Below are 18,692 nucleotides of genomic sequence, written 5' to 3'. Positions count from 1 at the left end.
TATACTTAAACCCATAAAGAGTATTTTACTATTTGTAACTATACAAGTTACATCCCTCTGCCTACTTGTTTTCATAGCGGGAACGCTAAGAGCGAACAAGTCAGTCGGGACGACCAACGTAGTGGCAACCCTTATAAAGGGGAAAGTAGTTGGGTATTTCTGTATCTCATGTTGGTGTAGCTTCTGTCTCCGACACGCTGTTCGCTTTCGTAGAGAAGTTGAAATCTCCTGTATTTAACTTCCAGGAACTATTAATGTCTTGATTCTTCACAATTCTCGCCAATTTTATTTGATAAGTTTAAGGTAGAGTCAAAGCAACTATTGTTTTGAGTCTTAATTCCTTGATTGAAAATAAAGGAACGACTTATGAACACTACGGTTAAATATGACATCAACGTTATCAAGCAAGAAGCACTTCAACTTGTTAAAAAGAGACTTGTTAACCGCCAGCAGCCAATTTATACCCTTTGTAAATATATTCCTCATCGTGACTGGGTTAATTTTGAACTGGAGTTAGAAAAAAATGAATTTCTATTCAGAGATAGAATTATCGATTTACTGAATCACGAATCTTGGGAAGATGATTGACGCTGCATAAAGCTAAATCACTATTAGCTGCATCCCAATAAAATCAAAATTACAAATTCATTTTTCAACATTAAAAACTCTCGAATTAATCGGGGGCTATAAGCAAGAGATTATTAAAGTAAGCAATAAATATTGATGGATGGCTGAGGTGCTTGAAAAGATAAGAGAACCATCGCTAGCGTAGCAATAGTTCTCTGTTAAGCAAGTTGGCACAATAAAAACAAGCTGTGTGAAGAAAAGTAAACAAGGCTCAAACCCTTTTTCTCCCTTCTTTATCCCAACAATAATTATTGACACCGAGCTACGGTGTACACACAAGTTTTTTAGAGTTGTCCTACAAACTTACCATTGTCCTCTTGTTCGCTTACTCTGCATGGGAATGGTTAGACATTTTGCCACAATCATACTAGAAAACCATAACTAGAAAATATTGACTGCCAGTAATTGTAAATTAATTTTGAATTTTTAATTGTTAATTATGGTGTGATGTTCTACTAGCGATCGCTCCAATTTTGCTTTAGTACTTAATCGGGAATAGTGTTTTATACCTGATTATAGAAAGAAACTTGTTCAATAATTTTCCCTTGTCTGCCTTCCTCTTTCCTCTACTTATCATCCCATAGATTTGAAGTTTTCACAGTCTTTCATCCCAGAGTTAGACGCGAAGATTTTTATAGTAACTTATCATCGTTTGGGGAATATACCTCATCAAACCGAAAACTGGAAAGAAAAATGAGGTTGTTACCTAGCTAAATTTCTGGAATTCGTCATCATGTATGAACTATTTCAAGCTCTCTCCAACGGTGATGAAAAAACTGCTCTACATCAGTTGATTTGTGCATTGAGTGCTTCAGGTAAGCATTACTTCCTAAGAAATGAGATTTTGCTTTTCTTTGCCGACTACTGTCATCAATCCCAAAAGCCAGCCTATTTTTACCACTCTTCTTCTGTTGGCAAACTAATACAATACACCCACGAAATAATTCTCGAAGAGGAAAGTATTTGGTTCGTGACTCGACCGAAGATTGCGAATCAAGAAGTTTGGCAACTGACAGCCGATTTTAGCAGCTTCGAGCAGATGACGCCTCAAGCACTGTTAGATGTGAGAGATCGTCTAGTCAATCGCTACCAACCCCATATCCTGGAAATCGACCTCCACCCCTTCTATGAGAGTTCTCCAAGAATTGACGACGCTAGAAATATTGGTCAAGGTTTAGCCTTTCTCAACCGTTACCTATGCAATCAATTGTTGACTGACCCCGGATATTGGGTAGAAATGTTGTTTCAAGCATTACATAGGCTGCAATACGATGGTACTCCCCTGTTGTTGAGCGATCGCATTCCCTCCGGTATTCAGTTAGCCAAACAAATTAAGCAAGCGCTCAAAATTCTGAGTGAGCGATCGCCTGATGAACCTTATGAAAAATTCCGCTTTCACCTCCAAGAACTCGGCTTTGAGCCGGGTTGGGGTAACACTGCGGCGCGAGTCTCCGAAACTTTACAACTCCTCGACCGACTCATTTACTCCCCAGAACCTGGCATCTTAGAAACATTTGTAGCCCGTGTCCCCGCTGTCTTTCGCGTCGTCCTCATCTCTATCCACGGCTGGGTGGGACAGGAGGATGTTTTGGGAAGAGATGAAACACTCGGTCAAGTTATCTACGTCCTCGAACAAGCTCGCAGCTTAGAAAACGAGCTGCGCGAACAAATCAAACTCGCTGGACTCGACCAGCTAGGCATTAAGCCCCATGTAATTATTCTCACTCGACTAATTCCTAACTGTGAAGGCACATTTTGTAACCTCCGCTTAGAAAAAGTTCAAGATACTGAGAATGCTTGGATATTGCGTGTTCCTTTTGGTGAATTCAATCCAGAAATCACCAATAATTGGATTTCTAAATTTGAAATTTGGCCTTATTTAGAACAATTTGCGCTTGATGCAGAAAGAGAATTACTAGCTCAATTCCAAGGTAAACCTAGTCTGATTGTTGGCAATTACAGTGACGGTAACTTAGTAGCCTTTCTTTTATCTCGCCGAATGAAAGTTACCCAGTGCAACATTGCCCATTCTTTGGAAAAACCTAAACATCTATTTAGCAATTTATATTGGCAAGATTTAGAAGACCAATATCACTTCTCAGTACAATTCACTGCCGATTTGATTAGCATGAATGCAGCCGACTTCATCATTACATCGTCCTATCAAGAAATTGTTGGCACACCCGACACCATAGGTCAATACGAGTCGTACAAGTGGTTTACAATGCCGCAGTTGTATCATGTGGTTGATGGCATTGATTTGTTTAGTCCTAAATTCAACTTAGTGCCACCGGGAATAAATGAAAATATTTTCTTTCCCTATAGCCACAAAGAAGACCGAGATATTAACCTTGGCAGCAAAATTCACGACTTACTCTTTATCCGCGAAGATCCCCAAATATTAGGTCACTTAGAGAACTTTAATAAGCGACCAATCTTTGCTGCTGCTTCCGTCACTTCAATCAAAAATCTCACTGGGTTAGCTGAATGCTTTGGTCAAAGTCAGCTGTTGCAAGAGCATTGTAACCTGATCCTCTTAAGTGGGAAACTGCATCCACATGAAGCTACAAACCCAGAAGAAGCAGAAGAAATCCAAAAACTTCACGACATCATTGATCAATATCATCTCTATGGTAATATTCGCTGGATAGGGATGCGTATCCCGACTTGCGACCTCGGCGAAGCTTACCGGGTAGTTGCAGACTCTCAGGGAATTTATGTCCATTTTGCCCTCTTTGAATCCTTCGGGCGGAGCATTTTGGAAGCGATGATTTCCGGCTTGCCAACTTTCGCCACTCAATTTGGTGGCTCTTTAGAAATAATCGAGAACCAAGAGAATGGATTTAATGTTAATCCTACAGATTTAGAAGGAACAGCAAAGAAAATTTTAGACTTCGTTGAGCAATGCGATACTCATCCTGAACATTGGCACGAAGTCTCAGAACGGATGAGTCAGCGAATTCATAATAGATATAATTGGCATTTACATAGCAATCAATTACTATTGCTAGCTAAAATGTTTAGTTTCTGGAACTTTGTTGCTCCTGAAAATAACGAAGCCAGAGATCGCTATATGGAAGCTTTATTTCATCTCATTTATAAACCCAGAGCCGAAAAGATTTTGGAAAAGGATAAGGGAGCGTAAAGGATGAGGATATCTGACTTTTCACAGTATTGCGAAAACCTCTCTCTAAATCTCTCTCCTAAAAGGAGAGAGACTTTGAATTTTCCCCCTTCCCGCGTCGGGAAGGGAGTTAGGGGGTTAGGTTTTTCGTGGATTCCAGATAATGTGAATTGTCAAGAGGGGACAAGGAGAATTAGAGACTCGTTCATCCACCTCGGAACTGGATTCATCCACCTCAGAACTCCATTCATCCACCTCGGAACTCCGTTCATCGACCTTGGAACTCCGTTCATCGACCTTGGAACTCCGTTCATCCAGCTTGGAACTGGATTCATCCACCTCAGAACTCCGTTCATCCACCTCGGAACTCCGTTCATCGACCTTGGAACTCCGTTCATCGACCTCGGAACTCCGTTCATCCACCTCGGAACTCCGTTCATCCACTTCAGAACTCCGTTCATCCACCTCAGATACTCGTTCATCTAGCTCAAAGACTCAAAATCCCCACTCCCAACTTATGCAAACAAAAGGTCGTTCTCGCCATTTTATCTACACAGACTGGATATTAATCGAAACCCAGTTTGACCCTGAGCAATTGCACTCCAAAGAAACCGTCTTTACAATCGGCAATGGATACCTGGGAACAAGAGGCAGTTTTGAGGAAGGGCATCCTCATGCATTGCCAGCTACTTTCATCAACGGTGTCTATGACGATGTGCCAGTAGTGTACACTGAACTGGTAAATTGCCCGGACTGGCTACCCTTGATAGTGATTGTGAATGGCGATCGCTTCCGTCTCGATCAAGGTGAGATATTGAGCTACGATCGCCAGCTTGATTTACGCCAAGGATTACTGATTCGTGCTGTGCGTTGGCGCTCTCCCAGTGGAAATACCATAGACATCAGCTTTCAACGCTTTGCGAGTCTTGCAGATCCGCACGTGTTGGCGTTACGCTGCGATGTAACGCCAGTAGATTTTGAAGGGTTAATCGAAATTCAAGCTAGTATCAACGGCTATCCCGAAAATCAGGGTTTTAATCACTGGGAAGAATTAGACCAGGGCAAGATTAACCAAGGAATCTGGTTGCAACGCCGCACCCGCAGTTCCCGAATTGAACTCGGTATGGCAGCTAAGATGACAATATTAGGCACTGAAGCATCTTTGCAAGTCAATACCGCACCTGGTTATCCTACCTTGAGTACGACCTTTTTCGCTAAAAGGCAGCAGACCATTACGGTGGAAAAACTCGTGACAGTTTTTACTTCGCGGGACATTGAAACACCAGTTTCAGCAGCTCAAGAAAAACTCACACACTTGCCAGACTACGCAACATTACTAAAAGCTCAGAGCCAGGCATGGGATGAGGTTTGGCAGCAAAGTGACATCCTGATTGAGGGGGATAGCACAGCTACTTTTGCTGTTCGCTACAATCTGTTTCAGTTGCTGATTGCTGCCCCACGCCATGATGACAAGGTGAGTATTCCTGCTAAAACCCTTTCCGGGTTTGGCTATCGCGGTCATATCTTTTGGGATACAGAAATTTTTATACAGCCCCTATTTCTGTTTACTCAACCAGCGATCGCCCGCAATTTACTCAGTTACCGTTGGCACACTTTACCAGGAGCTAGACGCAAAGCAGCTCATTACGGTTATAAAGGGGCAATGTTTGCTTGGGAAAGTGCTGATTCTGGAGATGAAGTGACACCACGTTGGGCTATCGGTAGTGATTTTTATGGTGAAGACGTGCGGATTTGGTGTCGCGATCGCGAAATTCATATCAATGCAGATATCCCCTACGCAGTCTGGAACTACTGGCGAGCGACTGGTGATGATGACTGGATGCAAAGCTACGGCGCAGAGACGATTTTGGATGCCGCGATTTTTTGGGGTAGCCGGGTGGAATTCAATTCTGAGCAGGAACGGTATGAAATTCGGGGAGTAATCGGAGCGGATGAATACCATGAATTAGTCCACAACAACGCCTTTACCAACCGGATGGCGCAATGGCATCTAGAAAAAGCGATCGCAGTTTATGATTGGTTGGCTCACAAATTCCCCGAACGAGCCACCGAACTAGAACAGAAGCTAAAGCTGACCCCAGAGGAGCGATCGCACTGGCAAGATATCATCGCCAAAATGTTGTTTTTCTATGACCCATCAACAGAACTAATCGAGCAGTGCGAGGGATTTTTCCAATTTGAAGATATCAACTTAGCAGATTATGAACCACGCGATCGCTCCATGCAACCGATCTTGGGTATGGAGAAAACCAACAAATCTCAAGTACTCAAGCAACCAGACGTATTAATGCTCCTATATTTAATGCGGGAATCAGCAGATTTTCCTTACAACGAAAAAGCATTGCAGACAAACTGGGACTACTACGCACCCCGCACTGATATTACTTATGGTTCGTCTCTTGGCCCAGCAGTTCAAGCGATTTTAGCTTCCGATTTGGGCAAATCAACTGAAGCTTACAAACAGTTTATGCAGGCGTTAATGGTGGATCTTGAAGATAACCGAGGTAACACCAGTGATGGAATTCACGGCGCTAGTGCAGGTGGCATTTGGCAAGCTGTAATTTTTGGATTCGGCGGCATCCAATTAACTGAAAATGGCCCTGTAGCCAACCCTCACTTACCGCCTGGCTGGACGCGCTTAAAGTTTAAACTGCACTGGCGCGGGAAATGGCACGACTTCGATCTACATCAGGGACAAGTCGCCCAAGACATAACTCGTCAACTAGAATTTCTCCAACTTTCTCTCTCCCCCGATCCCCCAAATTCCAACTCACAAGCTTCTGAAGACCAGACTTCTCCCCCTGCTTCCCCTGCTCCCTCATCCTCCCCACTCGCCAGTACAGACGCGATTAATCGCGTCTCTACCCACAACCCCAACATCCAAGGATTCATCTTCGATTTAGATGGTGTACTAACAGATACAGCAGAACTTCACTATTTAGGTTGGCAAAAGCTAGCAGATGAAGAGGGTATACCGTTTAATCGGGAAGCTAACGAAGCCTTGCGGGGTGTATCTCGTCGTGCATCCTTGATGCTGATTCTGAGAGATAGACCGTATTCGGAAGCACAAATCGAGGAGATGATGGAGCGCAAGAATCGCTATTATGTCGAATTGCTCCAAAAGATGACACCAGAGGATTTGTTGCCAGGTGCGATCGCCTTGTTGGATGAACTGCGGCAAGCTGGTATTAAGATCGGTATTGGTTCAGGGAGTAAAAATGCCCGCCCAGTGCTAGAGCAATTGGGCATTATGGACAAAGTAGATGCGATCGCAGATGGTTACAGCGTACAAGAACCCAAGCCAGCACCCGACCTATTTCTGTACGCAGCCAAGCAGCTAGGAATCGAACCAGAGCAATCTGTAGTTGTAGAAGATGCCGCAGCAGGTGTTGAAGCCGCTCTAGCTGCTGGTATGTGGGCAATAGGACTCGGCCCCGTTGAACGAGTTGGAGCCGCTCATATTGTTTTACCCAGCCTAGCAGGTATAAAATGGGCAGACCTACGAGAGCAATTGAGTAACATTTCCAGACAAAAACAGTGAACAAATGAGAACCGCTTGATTACTTACAGCAGATTTCAAGTCAGGTGAAATACACAACGATTTGTCTTCAAGCCAGGTAGAAAGAGTGTTTTACTTCTGAATTCTGCTGTATTCAGTCCTAATCACCCCAAAGAACTAAAACTACACTGAAATTACCAATAACTACTAAACTTCAAAAGTTAAGATCATCTAAGTAGGTAATCTAAAATAAAACCCAACTTTAGCAATTAGGAGTAAGAGCGTGAATTTGGACGATTTAGCTTTGCAGATAGAGAATATGCGTAAGCGCGTCGCCCTCTTGCAACGCCAGAGTGAACAGCAAAAAGCACAGGCAGATATTGAACTCGTCACCGCAGTATCCAAAGAAGTTTACCTAGCTTTGGAAGAACTACAACTAGTAAATGAAGATTTAAAGCAGCAGAATGAAGAATTATCCAACACTCAACAGGCCTTGGTAGCACAAGGTCAGCGCTACCAAGAATTATTTGAGGAAGTACCAGACGCTTATTTTGTAACTGATATAAAAGGGACAATTCAAGAAGCTAACTCAGCCGCCACCACTCTGCTCAACATTTCTAAAAGTTCGTTATTGGGCAAATTCATCGGGATTTTTGTAATTGAAAAAGAAATAATTGCTTTTCATTTAAAACTAAATCATCTGCGCGATCGCACCCAATGCCCAGACTGGAAAATGCAAGAGTGGGAAGTAAACCTGCGACCGCGTGATAAAACACCTATTATGGCTGCGGTTAAGGTGGTTGCTATCCGTAATCAATCTAGTGAGTTAGTTGGTCTGTGCTGGCTATTGCGCGATATTAGCGAAAGCAAGCGAACCCAAGCCAAGCTGCAATGGGCAGAAGAGGCAATGCGACAAGCGCTTGCCAAAGAAAGGCAGTTTAGCGAACTTAAATCCCGCTTGCTTACCATCACTTCCCATGAGTTTCGCACCCCTTTGGCTACCATCCACTCTTCTGCGGAACTACTAGAACATTATCGCCACCTCTGGAGCGAAGAGCGACAACATACCCACCTGCGCCGCATTCAAACATCAGTGATGCATCTAACCCAGTTATTGAATGATGTATTGGTACTGAGTCAGGATGAAACAGGCAAGTTAGAGTTTAATCCAACACCCATAAATTTAGTGGAATTTTGCCGCGATTTATTAGAAGAATTACAACAGAGCGATCGCTCACAACATGCGATCGTTTTTAGCAGTGAGTGCCAAAGCACAAAAGCTAACTTAGACGCCAAACTACTGCGCCAAATCTTGAGTAATTTATTCTCGAATTGTCTAAAATACTCTCCCCTTGGTAGTACGGTTAAGTTTTCTGTCACCAGTGCTAACGATCAAGCTATATTCCAGACTCAAGACTCTGGTATTGGCATTCCCCCTTCTGACATTGAACACATCTTTGAACCCTTCCATCGTGCCAGTAATACAGCCAATATCCCAGGCATGGGATTGGGGATGTCCATCGTCAAGCAAGCTGTAGATTTACACGGCGGCGAGATTACTGTCGAAAGTGCGATCGCTGCGGGAACTACCTTTACAGTCATTCTCCCATTTTCGAGAAATTTCCATGTATAGCGGCTTGCACTCAGAATTTTGCCGCGCTCCCATTTGATATTCAAATTTCAAAGTCCCTCTCCCAAGCTTGGAAGAGGGATTTAGGGTGAGGATCTTTGATTCATGTAATAATTACTGACACAATTGGGTTGAAAACTAGACAGTCTAAACTTTTAAGTCAGTTTTCCCTGAGAAATACTGTGCATTATAGCGCTTCTCGTTTGCGTTAGGTACACCCGTAGGGGCACGGCACTGCCGTGCCCCTACGCCCCGCGATATAATGTTGTACCGCGTCTGAATGGGAACCGCTATAATCAATCACTTTTATTTATCGAATTTAAAAAAAAAAGTAATTGCTTGTATGCTAAAAGGTCTTTAAAGTAGAGTTAGCCGGTCAACAATAGGTTGATTGTAAAGTTTTTCTTCGCAGTAGCTTAGGAAAACAAACTCAAAAACTTTGTATCTTTAAATATGAGCTTAAAATATTGCGCCTGTGGTAATCTCTAACAAATCAGAATATGCACTACTAGCCCTGTTAGAGTTGACAACCTGCTACCCTAACGGTGAAGCCCTACAAATTCGAGAGATAGCGGCATTGCAAGATATCCCGAACCGCTATTTGGAACAACTCCTGGCAACATTAAGACGTGGAGGTTTGATTAAGAGTATACGCGGAGCCAAAGGTGGCTATGTTCTGGCACGAGATCCCGGAAAGATTACAGTGTTGGATGCTTTTAGCTGCATGGAAGGGTCAGATATTGTTGTCTCTCCTTGTGAGCCGACTCCCAACACGGTAGAAGGTGAGCTAATTCAGGAAGTTTGGCAAGAAGCACGTCAGGCTGCTAACTCCGTTTTGGAAAAATATACACTCCAAGACCTTTGTGAACGAAGATCAATCCGAAAGCAGAAGGAACTCATGTATTACATTTAGAAAGGATGAAGTGGGATAATTTTCATCCTTAGTATAAAAGTAATAACGAGATAACCTCTGAGGCTGTTATATGCTTGAAGTCAATTCTCAACAGCCCATAAATAGTGCCGCTACTCTTGTGGAGAGTTATGCAGTAGGAAAACGGGACTTTAGTAAAGCAGAACTGGGTAATGCTGATTTGCAAAGCATTAACTTGAAAGGTTCTGACCTGAGTTATGCTGACTTGAGTGAAGCTAACCTGAGTGGCGCAAATTTGAGGGGAACTGACCTGAGCAATGCCTTTCTTAATCAAGCTAATCTGAAAAATGCCGATCTTAGGGGAGCATTGTTGATGTCAGCTAATCTCCGCCAAGCCGATCTCAAAGGAGCGAACCTAGAAAAAGCAGACTACGATCGCAGCACCCATTTTCCTCAAGATTTCGACCCAGTGAAAGCGGGTATGCAGATTAAATTTGAAAATTGATTAATTTAAGTTAATGATCATATATACCTCAAGATAGAAGATTTTTCTCCCAAAAGATGTTGTATTTTGGTAAGAAAGCCTATCTATGAGGTTGACAATGGAGGCAAAAAGTGAAACCTTCTACCGACGCGCACCGCTAATTAGTGCTGGAATTTGTCTTGGTGTGGGTCTTGGAGGATTTCTTGATGGAATTTTACTGCATCAGCTCCTCCAGTGGCATCATATGCTCAGTAGCATTCGACCTCTGACAAACATAGCGAATATAGATTTGAACATGGTATGGGATGGGTTATTTCATGCCTTGGATTGGGTATTCACCGTGGTAGGACTTGTGTTGCTATGGCGTGCCGGAGGGCGTGATGATGTTCCTTGGTCATCACAGACCTTTATTGGGTCACTAACGATTGGAACTGGGTTGTTTGACTTCGTTGAAGGTTTAATTGACCACCAAATTCTCGGTATCCATCATGTGAAAGCAGGCCCAAATCAGTTAGTTTGGGATCTAGGATTTCTTGCATTCGGTGCGTTACTTATTGTTATCGGCTCGATAGTGATAAAAAAAGAGTCAACAGTCAATAGTCAATAGCATGGGGCATTGAAAAGAGGCAGAGGTGCAAAGGGGCACAGGGGAAAAATCTTACTGCAACTCACTTCTTTGCTGCTCCCCTGCTCCTCTGCTCCCCTGCTCCCCCACTCCCCACTCCCCCTTATGCCTACAGATACTTTTGAAAAAACTAGCTGGAGTTGGCAGCTTTCTCAATTCCAACAACAAGCGGGTGAATGGTGGGAATACCAGTTTTACCGCTTTGAACACGCTTTACCAGAATTGCCTACTGGATGGTCAATTAGCCCCTGGCTAGGTGAATTGCTGAAATTCCTGTTTTGGCTGGTACTAGGTTTATTTATAGCGTGGGTGGGTTGGCGATTATGGCGAGAATTCAGCCCATATATTTATTCCTGGCTAAATGGAAGTGGCAATATCACTGATTTTCGCAAAAAAACTCGCTCCAATGAGTCATCGATAGCCCTTTTGTTGGAGCGATCGCAAGAATTTTATCGTCAAGGTAACTATCGTGAAGCTTGCCGTTGTGTTTATTTAGCAATGTTGCAGCAGTTGGATCAAAATGCGATCGCACCCCACAAACTCAGCCGCACAGATGGAGAATATCTGCAATTGCTGCGATCGTCTGTGACTCCCATACAGCCCTATGAAACTTTAATTACCACTCACGAGCAATTATGTTTTGGTAATGCCGAGATTTTGCCAGACAATTATCAGCAGTGTCGGCAAGCTTATCGAGAAATTTCCCCGGAATGAAAAAGAGACGTTGCAATGCAACGTCTCTACACAAAACAAACAATATTCTATTTGGTAAGAATAGCGATCGCTCGATCCACAGCTTCCAAAGCAGTGTTGACTTCCGCCTCTGTGACAATAAGTGGTGGCACAAATCGGACTACTTTTGGCCCGGCTGGTACTAGCAATACGCCCTCTTTGATGGCAGTATTGACGATATCTGCTGCGGTTATTTGAATATCGGCTCGCAATTCCAAACCGTTGATTAAACCCCAACCCCGAACTTCGCTAATGTGCTGAGGATATTTTGCTGCGATCGCCTTTAATCCAGATCGCAACTGTTCACCCCTGTCTTGCACATTCTGCAAAATATTTTCCCGTTCCAATGTCTGGCAAACACTGAGTGCTACACCACACACGAAAGGATTGCCGCCAAAGGTGCTGGCGTGTTCTCCTGGTTGAAAAACATCGCAGAATTTCTTGCTGATCATTGCACCGATGGGGATACCACCACCTAAGCCTTTAGCACTGGTGAAAATATCCGGTTCAACGCCGAGATGTTCGTAAGCCCATAATTTGCCACTGCGCCCCATACCAACTTGCACTTCATCAAAAATCAATAAAATGCCAGTTTCATCGCAAATCTGCCGGAGCTTTTTGAAATAGGCAACATCTCCCGGACGTACACCACCTTCTCCTTGTAATGGCTCAATCAGAATCGCCGCTACCCGATAATCGCCTTCATCCAACTCGCTAATCGCCACTTCCACAGCGTTAATATCATTGTAATTTACGTAGTGGAACCCAGGAACCAAAGGATCAAAGTACTTTTGATACTTCGGTTGGGCTGTAGCGGTAATCGTTGCCAAAGTCCGCCCGTGAAAACTGGCATTGGCGGTTAAAATAATCGGTTTTTCAATGTCTAATACTGTGTGGGCGTATTTCCGCGCCAGTTTAATTGCGGCTTCGTTAGCTTCAGCTCCAGAGTTGCAGAAAAATACGCGATCGGCACAGGAATGATCGACAAGCCATTTTGCCAATTCACCTTGCTCAGGAATGTAATACAAATTAGAGACGTGGTGCAGCTTTTGGATTTGGCGTGTTACCGCTTCTACCATCGCTGGGTGGGCATGTCCTAAAGTACAAGTAGCAATTCCCGCTACAAAGTCCAGATATTCCCGTCCCTGCGTATCCCAAACCCGGCATCCAGCACCCCGTTCTAGGGCTAAGGGAAACCGAGCGTAGGTAGACATGACAGCTTCATTAAAGCTATCTCTATCAAAGGGACTAGATGCTACAGACCCTGATGGGGGGATGGTGGCTTGGTCAACGAGAGTTTGTAGGCTCACTACCGCTCCTCCTGAAAGTTTTTCATTATATAGTTATTTACTAGTTTCCTAGAAATCCCTAAAAAATACTTTTTATTTAGCACAACTCGTACTTCTTCTTAAACTAACGCTTATATGACCTCAAAGGCCTGGCGGTGGTGGAAAAAAATTTTTGTACTCAACGCTTGAGCAAGAGTATGAGCGACAGGCAATTTCCATACACTCACCCTGTCCAAGTCTTGGGTAGAGTCTAGGGGTTTTTTCACTGATATCCAAGCCTGACTCGTCAAATACTAGCCTACGCTTTTGACGCTGCTAGGACATATAACCGCTTCGGAGTAGTGACCTGTCATAACTACATAACTTGTAGTTTAAAGGTACTAAAAAGCACGAATGCGATAAAGTTAGTAGAAAACTAGAAAAAGTAGGCTAAAAGTACCATTTTTACCTCATTCTCAACACTTGAGCAAAAATATCAACGTATCCAAAAGGAGTTGATGGCTGGGGCGATCGCTCTTGGCGGTGTTTTCTTCATTGGCACTTTGTGGTACTGGCTAGTGGAGGGTTGGTCATGGGAAGATGCAGCTTACATGACAGTCATCACTTTAGCGACTGTGGGATATGGAGAGATCCACCCACTAGGTAGCCGAGGACGATTGTTTACAATTGCTCTGATTTTGTTGGGTGTAATGAATATCGGTTACATTGTCAACAGATTTACAGAAGCGATCATTCAAGGCTACTTTCAAGAAGGAATTCGGCTACAACAACAGAGGCGGTTAATGGAATCCCTGTCAGAACATTACATCATCTGTGGATTTAGTCGGACTGGTCGTCAAATTGCCAAGGAATTTCGGGCAGAAGGTGTACTTTTTGTGGTGATTGATTCGGAGATGGAATCTATACAAAGGGCGCAGATGGAAGGTTACACGGCATACCAAGGTGACGCTACCCTAGATGATACACTCCTGAAAGTTGGTATTGAAAGAGCGACTTGTATCGTTGCAGCACTTCCTTCAGATGCCGAAAATTTATATATTGTTTTATCAGCAAAAACACTGAATACGGGAATTCGAGCGATCGCCCGCGCAAGTACAGAAGAAGCTTTGCAGAAGTTACAACGCGGTGGTGCAGATGAGGTGATATCCCCCTATATTACTGGTGGTAAGCGCATGGCTGCTGCGGCTCTCAGACCCCAAGTATTGGATTTTGTAGACGGAATTTTGACAGGTGCAGACCGCCAATTGTATATGGAAGAATTTTTACTCGATCCGATTTTTTGTCCTTTTGTCGGTCAAACTTTACAAAAAGCGAGATTGCGATCGCAAACTGGGGCATTAGTTCTGGCAATTCGCCGCCTTGATGGCACTTTAATCGGTGGCCCCACTGGTGATACAGTTTTAATGTCAGGAGATCGGCTAATTGGTATGGGTACAGAAGAACAGTTGCGTAGCCTTAACCAACTTCTTGGCCCGATTGGTTCCAAGCAACTGCGGCGACCGAAAAATAGCTGATTTTATTTTTCCTCAATTACTTTTTTATCTCAAGATTTTCTAGTGTAATTGCTTAATTATATAGTATAATATCATGCAACAAAACTTACTTTAGCGATCGCCTTTTCAAAAATTGTAAAATATGCTACCAACAAATGCCTGAAATTAGAAATTAAGGCTTTACCCACCAATGGAGAAAGGGTGAGATGAGCGATCGCATATTCTTGGGCTTACATCTTACCAATCCGACGAAGCATGACCCCACGATTTCGCCTCACAGAACCCGCAATTCAAGATATCAAGTAAATTGCGGATTACATTGCTAGACAATCTGGCTTGGCTCAGTCTGAGATTTTTTGAGTAAGCTTGATGCGAAATTTTAGACTTTCCCAAACCGCCGTTCCCGTTGCTGGTAAGCACACAAGGCGCGGTGAAATTCAGCCCGGTCAAAATCGGGCCAAAGAGCATCGGTGATGTAAATTTCTCCATAAGCCATTTGCCAGAGCAGGAAATTTGAGAGGCGCATTTCTCCACTGGTGCGAATTAATAAATCTGGGTCAGTAATTCCCGCTGTGTACAAGTGGCTCTCAAATACCTGTTCATCAATTTCATCAGGTTGTAACACACCTTGTTGAACTTGTTTTGCGATCGCCTGACAAGCTTGTAAAATTTCTTGCCGTCCGCCATAATTAGTTGCTACCGAAAACCGGATACCGCGATTATCCTTAGTTTCTTCCATTGACCGGGAAATTTCTTGTTGGAGCGATCGCGGTAGGTCTTGCAAATTCCCTACAAACTTAATTTGAACATTCTCTTCTACCATTTCCCGCAGTTCTTGGCGCAAAACTCTTTGAAATAGAGTCATCAAAAAATCTACTTCTTCCTGCGGTCTTTTCCAATTCTCCGTTGAAAAAGCATAAGCTGTCAGTGCCTGAATTCCCCAATCCTGACAACAGCGAAGTAAATCCTTAAGAGCATCTACTCCTCGCTTATGACCCATAATTCGGGGTAGACCCTGACGTTTAGCCCATCGACCATTACCATCCATAATCACCGCCACGTGCTGCGGCAATAGTTCTCGTTTTAAATCAGTAGGTAAATCTTGCAGTTTAGTTTGTTGTGCTGTCATTTTTTATCTCGAGAAGCGGTCGATGGTAATCTGAGTAAACGTGAAACTAGTGCTAGTGTCTTCCCACCTATCCGACGAACAAAACTCAACAGACCAGGAGCAACTGCTTCCCTATCTACAGATGGAGACAAAACAGCCTCTAATGACTCTTTCAGTTTCCTAATCGTCAGCGGTCTATTTAGGGTTCCCCGTTCCGCTAAGGAAATAGAACCCGTTTCTTCAGAGACAACGACACAAATGCAATTTTCGACCCGCTCAGTAATTCCCATTGCTGCCCGGTGGCGTGTTCCCAACTGGCGCGAGGCTGTGCGTCCCGAAAGTGGTAAAATTATACCTGATGACACGATCCGTGAGCCACGAATCAATGTCGCTCCATCGTGTAACAAAGTTTTCGGCTGAAAAATTGTCTGGATTAGTTCTTTAGAAACTTCTGCATTTAGCTTTACCCCTGGCACAGAAAAATCTCGCTCATCAATTGGCCCTGTGGTTTCCACAATTAGTAAAGCTCCAATGCGGTTTTTTGACAATTCTTTAACAGCCTCAACAATTTCATCAATTACACTATCAGATTTGGGGATTGCCAGACGGTCGGGTTGAAACAGCTGGCGGAATTCGCCACGCCCCAATTGCTCCAAAAACCGCCGAAACTCAGACTGTAGAGCAACTGCCATCGCCACAGCACAACCAATCACCAACTTTTCTAGTACAAAACTTAGCAGAGGTAGTCCGAATCTGCCACTTAGTCCTGAGGCTAGCATTAAGATAATGAATCCCCGCACCATCCATAGTGTCCGGCGCTCACTAATAATAACTAGTATCATGTACGTCAGCGCCAGCACTAAGACAATATCCAGAGTCCCAAGTAGCAAGGACTGTGACCACCCCAGGTTTGTCAGCCATTGCTTCCACCAATCTCTCATGACATCTGGATTAAACTTTTGCCTCTAATTTACAGTTGGTCATTAGTCATTGGTCATTAGTTATTAGTTATTAGTTTCTGGCTAATGACCAATGACCAACAGAGAAGTCTGAGCAGCGGTTTCCGGCGATCAGAACTTCAAGGACAAATGACTATTTTTTTAGTCTTTCTGGTAGGCGATCTTGTCGAATTAAATCTTCATAAGTTTCACGTTGCAAAATTAAATTTGCTTCGCCATTCGCCACTACGACTGCTGCCGGTCGAGGCAAGCGGTTGTAGTTAGATGCCATACTGTAATTGTACGCACCAGTTCCCATAACTACGAGAATATCCCCTGGTTCAGTTTTTGGGAGTAGAGCATTTTTAATCAGAATATCTCCTGATTCACAATGTTTACCAGCAATTGTGACTGTTTGGCTTAGGGGAGAAGACATTTTATTGGCAACGACTGCCCGATAAACTGATTGGTAAGTAATCGGGCGGGGATTGTCAGACATTCCGCCATCAATTGCCACGTAGGTACGAATTTCTGGGATGACTTTGGATGAACCAACAGTATAAGCAGTAATGCAAGCTGTGGCAATTAGCGATCGCCCCGGTTCGCTAAGTAATTTCGGCAAAGGCAGATTTTCGGCTGCACAAGCTGCTTGGATTACTTCACAAATCGCCTTTACCCACTCTTCAATGCTAGGGGGATCGTCTGATTCTGTGTATTTAATCCCCAAACCGCCACCAACATTTAACTCTGTAATATTTAAACCATACTTCCCGGCATCCCGCAGCCATTGCACCATGACAGCAGCCAAATCTTGATGCGGTTGACGCTCAAAAATCTGGGAACCAATATGAGCGTGTACCCCTACGCAATTAAGGGTCGGTTGTTGACTGACAAAGGTAAAGACTTCATCTAAATCGTTGGGATCAAAGCCAAATTTACTATCTAAGTGTCCCGTGCGAATATATTCGTGGGTATGACACTCGATACCGGGAGTTAGCCGTAGCATGATGCGAATTGGTTGAGCAGGTTGGGCGATTTCGACAAGGGTATGCAATTCATACCAGTTATCCGCCACAATGGTGACACCAGACTCGATCGCTAAAACTAATTCTTCACGAGATTTATTATTTCCGTGGAGGTAGATTTTCTGAGGACTAACACCCGCTTGCAAGGCGGTGTAAAGTTCTCCCCCGGAAACTACATCGATTCCCAAACCAACAGATGCGGCGATCGCACAAACTGCTAAACAATTCCAAGCTTTTGAGGCGTACAATACTTGAGATTCACCCTTGTAGTATTGCTTGAAAGCATCTCGGTATTGCTGGCAAGCCGAACGTAGGGTTTCTTCATCTAAAATATATAAAGGTGAACCAAACTGCTCAACTAGGGTCGTGACATCACACCCACCAATTTCCAAGAGGTCATGATCATGAACTCTGGCAGTCAAGGGTAAAAGTTCTTGATTAGGCGATGGATTTGCCCTGGTGTCGTGCCTTTGAGGTAAATATTGACTTCCAGAATGTTGAACCCCAGTGGGGTGAGTCGATACCATAACTATAAAAGTTTTCCTTGTTCAAATTACGGGCTTTGAGTTCGTCTCCCGATTCCCAGTTTACAAAGGGTTTGTAACGTTATTCAATAAATGTGATTTCATTAGACTTAGAAATTAAATTACTCACCCCAGAACATCTGAGTGCATTATTGGAACTAGATCGAGCCTGTTTTGGTGGTCTATGGACAATGGAGGGCTACCAACGAGAGTTGGACAGTCCCAACAGTGATTTACTGGGTTTATTTTCCCCTGTCTCTAATTCGAGACTACTAGGAATGGGTTGCTTTTGGTCAATTTTAGAGGAAGCCCATATTACAATTTTGGCGGTTCATCCCGAATATCACCGTCAAGGAATGGGTGCGGCTTTATTATATTCACTCATTAAGACAGCTTGCGATCGCAAAATGGAGCGAGCTACCCTCGAAGTGCGAGCTTCCAACTTGGGGGCTATATCTTTATATCAAAAATTTGGCTTCAAAACAGCGGGGCGGCGGCGGCGTTACTACCAAGATAACGATGAAGACGCTTTAATCCTTTGGCTTCCCGATTTACAACACCCCAAATTTCAAGCAACTTTAGACCAGTGGTATTCCATTGTCAGCGATCGCCTAGACAAATCCTCTTGGCACTTGCTTTTTAAGTAGTTGGGCATTATTAATTTTGAATTAGGAACTTCCAACAAATAAATTATCCAATCTT

15 protein-coding genes are annotated in these 18,692 nt (G+C 43.6%); 10 read left to right on the top strand and 5 right to left on the bottom strand.

From position 1 onward, the window contains the following. Positions 1-366 precede the first annotated feature (366 nt). Both NLP_RS29990 and NLP_RS29985 read left to right on the top strand, forming a co-directional pair. On the top strand, positions 367-588 hold the full coding sequence (locus tag NLP_RS29990) for a DUF4327 family protein (protein WP_104909503.1): 222 nt from the start codon (positions 367-369) through the stop codon (positions 586-588). Positions 589-1,360: 772 nt separating this feature from the next. Further along, positions 1,361-3,772: a sucrose synthase gene (locus tag NLP_RS29985; RefSeq protein WP_104909502.1), complete on the top strand. Its 2,412-nt coding sequence runs from the start codon at positions 1,361-1,363 to the stop codon at positions 3,770-3,772. A gap of 117 nt (positions 3,773-3,889) precedes the next feature. On the opposite strand, the gene NLP_RS33800 is transcribed toward NLP_RS29985, so the two are convergent. Further along, positions 3,890-4,216, bottom strand: coding sequence for a hypothetical protein (locus tag NLP_RS33800; RefSeq protein WP_158680590.1), 327 nt, complete (start codon positions 4,214-4,216; stop codon positions 3,890-3,892). A gap of 52 nt (positions 4,217-4,268) precedes the next feature. On the opposite strand from NLP_RS33800, the gene pgmB reads away from it, so the two are divergent. The 6 genes from pgmB (at position 4,269) to NLP_RS29950 (ending at position 11,595) form a co-directional block, all read left to right on the top strand. Beyond that, positions 4,269-7,313, top strand: coding sequence for a beta-phosphoglucomutase (gene pgmB, locus NLP_RS29975; RefSeq protein WP_104909500.1), 3,045 nt, complete (start codon positions 4,269-4,271; stop codon positions 7,311-7,313). Positions 7,314-7,554: 241 nt separating this feature from the next. After that, positions 7,555-8,904, top strand: coding sequence for a PAS domain-containing sensor histidine kinase (locus tag NLP_RS29970; protein WP_104909499.1), 1,350 nt, complete (start codon positions 7,555-7,557; stop codon positions 8,902-8,904). Positions 8,905-9,376: 472 nt separating this feature from the next. Further along, entirely contained in the window at positions 9,377-9,814 is a 438-nt protein-coding gene (locus NLP_RS29965; protein WP_104909498.1) for an RrF2 family transcriptional regulator, read from the top strand. Positions 9,815-9,884: 70 nt separating this feature from the next. Beyond that, a complete protein-coding gene (locus tag NLP_RS29960) occupies positions 9,885-10,277 on the top strand; it encodes a pentapeptide repeat-containing protein (protein ID WP_104909497.1) in 393 nt (130 codons plus the stop codon). 97 nt (positions 10,278-10,374) lie between these two features. Beyond that, on the top strand, positions 10,375-10,863 hold the full coding sequence (locus NLP_RS29955) for a DUF2243 domain-containing protein (protein WP_104909496.1): 489 nt from the start codon (positions 10,375-10,377) through the stop codon (positions 10,861-10,863). A gap of 123 nt (positions 10,864-10,986) precedes the next feature. Further along, the gene (locus NLP_RS29950; protein WP_104909495.1) at positions 10,987-11,595 is read left to right on the top strand and encodes a DUF4129 domain-containing protein; all 609 of its coding nucleotides are present in this window, start codon (positions 10,987-10,989) and stop codon (positions 11,593-11,595) included. A gap of 47 nt (positions 11,596-11,642) precedes the next feature. Here the strand turns inward: NLP_RS29950 and NLP_RS29945 are convergent, their stop codons facing one another. Continuing rightward, positions 11,643-12,923 carry an aspartate aminotransferase family protein gene (locus tag NLP_RS29945; protein WP_104909494.1) on the bottom strand — a complete coding sequence of 427 codons (1,281 nt, stop codon included), beginning with the start codon at positions 12,921-12,923 and terminating at the stop codon, positions 11,643-11,645. Between the two features lie 476 nt (positions 12,924-13,399). On the opposite strand from NLP_RS29945, the gene NLP_RS29940 reads away from it, so the two are divergent. Further along, positions 13,400-14,416, top strand: a complete 1,017-nt coding sequence (locus tag NLP_RS29940; RefSeq protein WP_104909493.1) for a potassium channel family protein — start codon at positions 13,400-13,402, stop codon at positions 14,414-14,416. A gap of 358 nt (positions 14,417-14,774) precedes the next feature. Here NLP_RS29940 and NLP_RS29935 read toward each other — a convergent pair whose 3' ends face one another. The 3 genes from NLP_RS29935 to lysA form a co-directional block, all read right to left on the bottom strand. Beyond that, positions 14,775-15,524: an isoprenyl transferase gene (locus NLP_RS29935; RefSeq protein WP_104909492.1), complete on the bottom strand. Its 750-nt coding sequence runs from the start codon at positions 15,522-15,524 to the stop codon at positions 14,775-14,777. Next, entirely contained in the window at positions 15,521-16,444 is a 924-nt protein-coding gene (gene cdaA / locus NLP_RS29930) for a diadenylate cyclase CdaA (protein WP_104909491.1), read from the bottom strand. The genes NLP_RS29935 and cdaA overlap by 4 nt, the downstream gene beginning before the upstream one ends. Positions 16,445-16,595: 151 nt before the next feature. After that, the gene (gene lysA, locus NLP_RS29925; RefSeq protein ID WP_104909490.1) at positions 16,596-17,993 is read right to left on the bottom strand and encodes a diaminopimelate decarboxylase; all 1,398 of its coding nucleotides are present in this window, start codon (positions 17,991-17,993) and stop codon (positions 16,596-16,598) included. A 92-nt stretch (positions 17,994-18,085) separates the two neighbouring features. Here lysA and rimI point away from each other — a divergent pair, with 92 nt between their 5' ends. After that, positions 18,086-18,637, top strand: coding sequence for a ribosomal protein S18-alanine N-acetyltransferase (gene rimI, locus NLP_RS29920; protein ID WP_104909489.1), 552 nt, complete (start codon positions 18,086-18,088; stop codon positions 18,635-18,637). The last annotated feature ends 55 nt before the right edge of the window (positions 18,638-18,692 follow it).

Source organism: Nostoc sp. 'Lobaria pulmonaria (5183) cyanobiont', assembly GCF_002949795.1.
Lineage (GTDB): Bacteria > Cyanobacteriota > Cyanobacteriia > Cyanobacteriales > Nostocaceae > Nostoc.
This window is presented reverse-complemented; position numbering and strand designations above follow the sequence as displayed.

Excerpts from the sequence above, each read along its gene's own strand:
- NLP_RS29990 (WP_104909503.1), top strand. The coding sequence starts at position 367 with ATGAACACTACGGTTAAATATGACATCAACGTTATCAAGCAAGAAGCA.
- NLP_RS29985 (WP_104909502.1), top strand. The coding sequence starts at position 1,361 with ATGTATGAACTATTTCAAGCTCTCTCCAACGGTGATGAAAAAACTGCT.
- pgmB (WP_104909500.1), top strand. The coding sequence starts at position 4,269 with ATGCAAACAAAAGGTCGTTCTCGCCATTTTATCTACACAGACTGGATA.
- NLP_RS29960 (WP_104909497.1), top strand. The coding sequence starts at position 9,885 with ATGCTTGAAGTCAATTCTCAACAGCCCATAAATAGTGCCGCTACTCTT.
- NLP_RS29955 (WP_104909496.1), top strand. The coding sequence starts at position 10,375 with ATGGAGGCAAAAAGTGAAACCTTCTACCGACGCGCACCGCTAATTAGT.
- NLP_RS29950 (WP_104909495.1), top strand. The coding sequence starts at position 10,987 with ATGCCTACAGATACTTTTGAAAAAACTAGCTGGAGTTGGCAGCTTTCT.
- NLP_RS29940 (WP_104909493.1), top strand. The coding sequence starts at position 13,400 with ATGGCTGGGGCGATCGCTCTTGGCGGTGTTTTCTTCATTGGCACTTTG.
- NLP_RS29935 (WP_104909492.1), bottom strand. The coding sequence starts at position 15,524 with ATGACAGCACAACAAACTAAACTGCAAGATTTACCTACTGATTTAAAA.
- cdaA (WP_104909491.1), bottom strand. The coding sequence starts at position 16,444 with ATGAGAGATTGGTGGAAGCAATGGCTGACAAACCTGGGGTGGTCACAG.
- lysA (WP_104909490.1), bottom strand. The coding sequence starts at position 17,993 with ATGGTATCGACTCACCCCACTGGGGTTCAACATTCTGGAAGTCAATAT.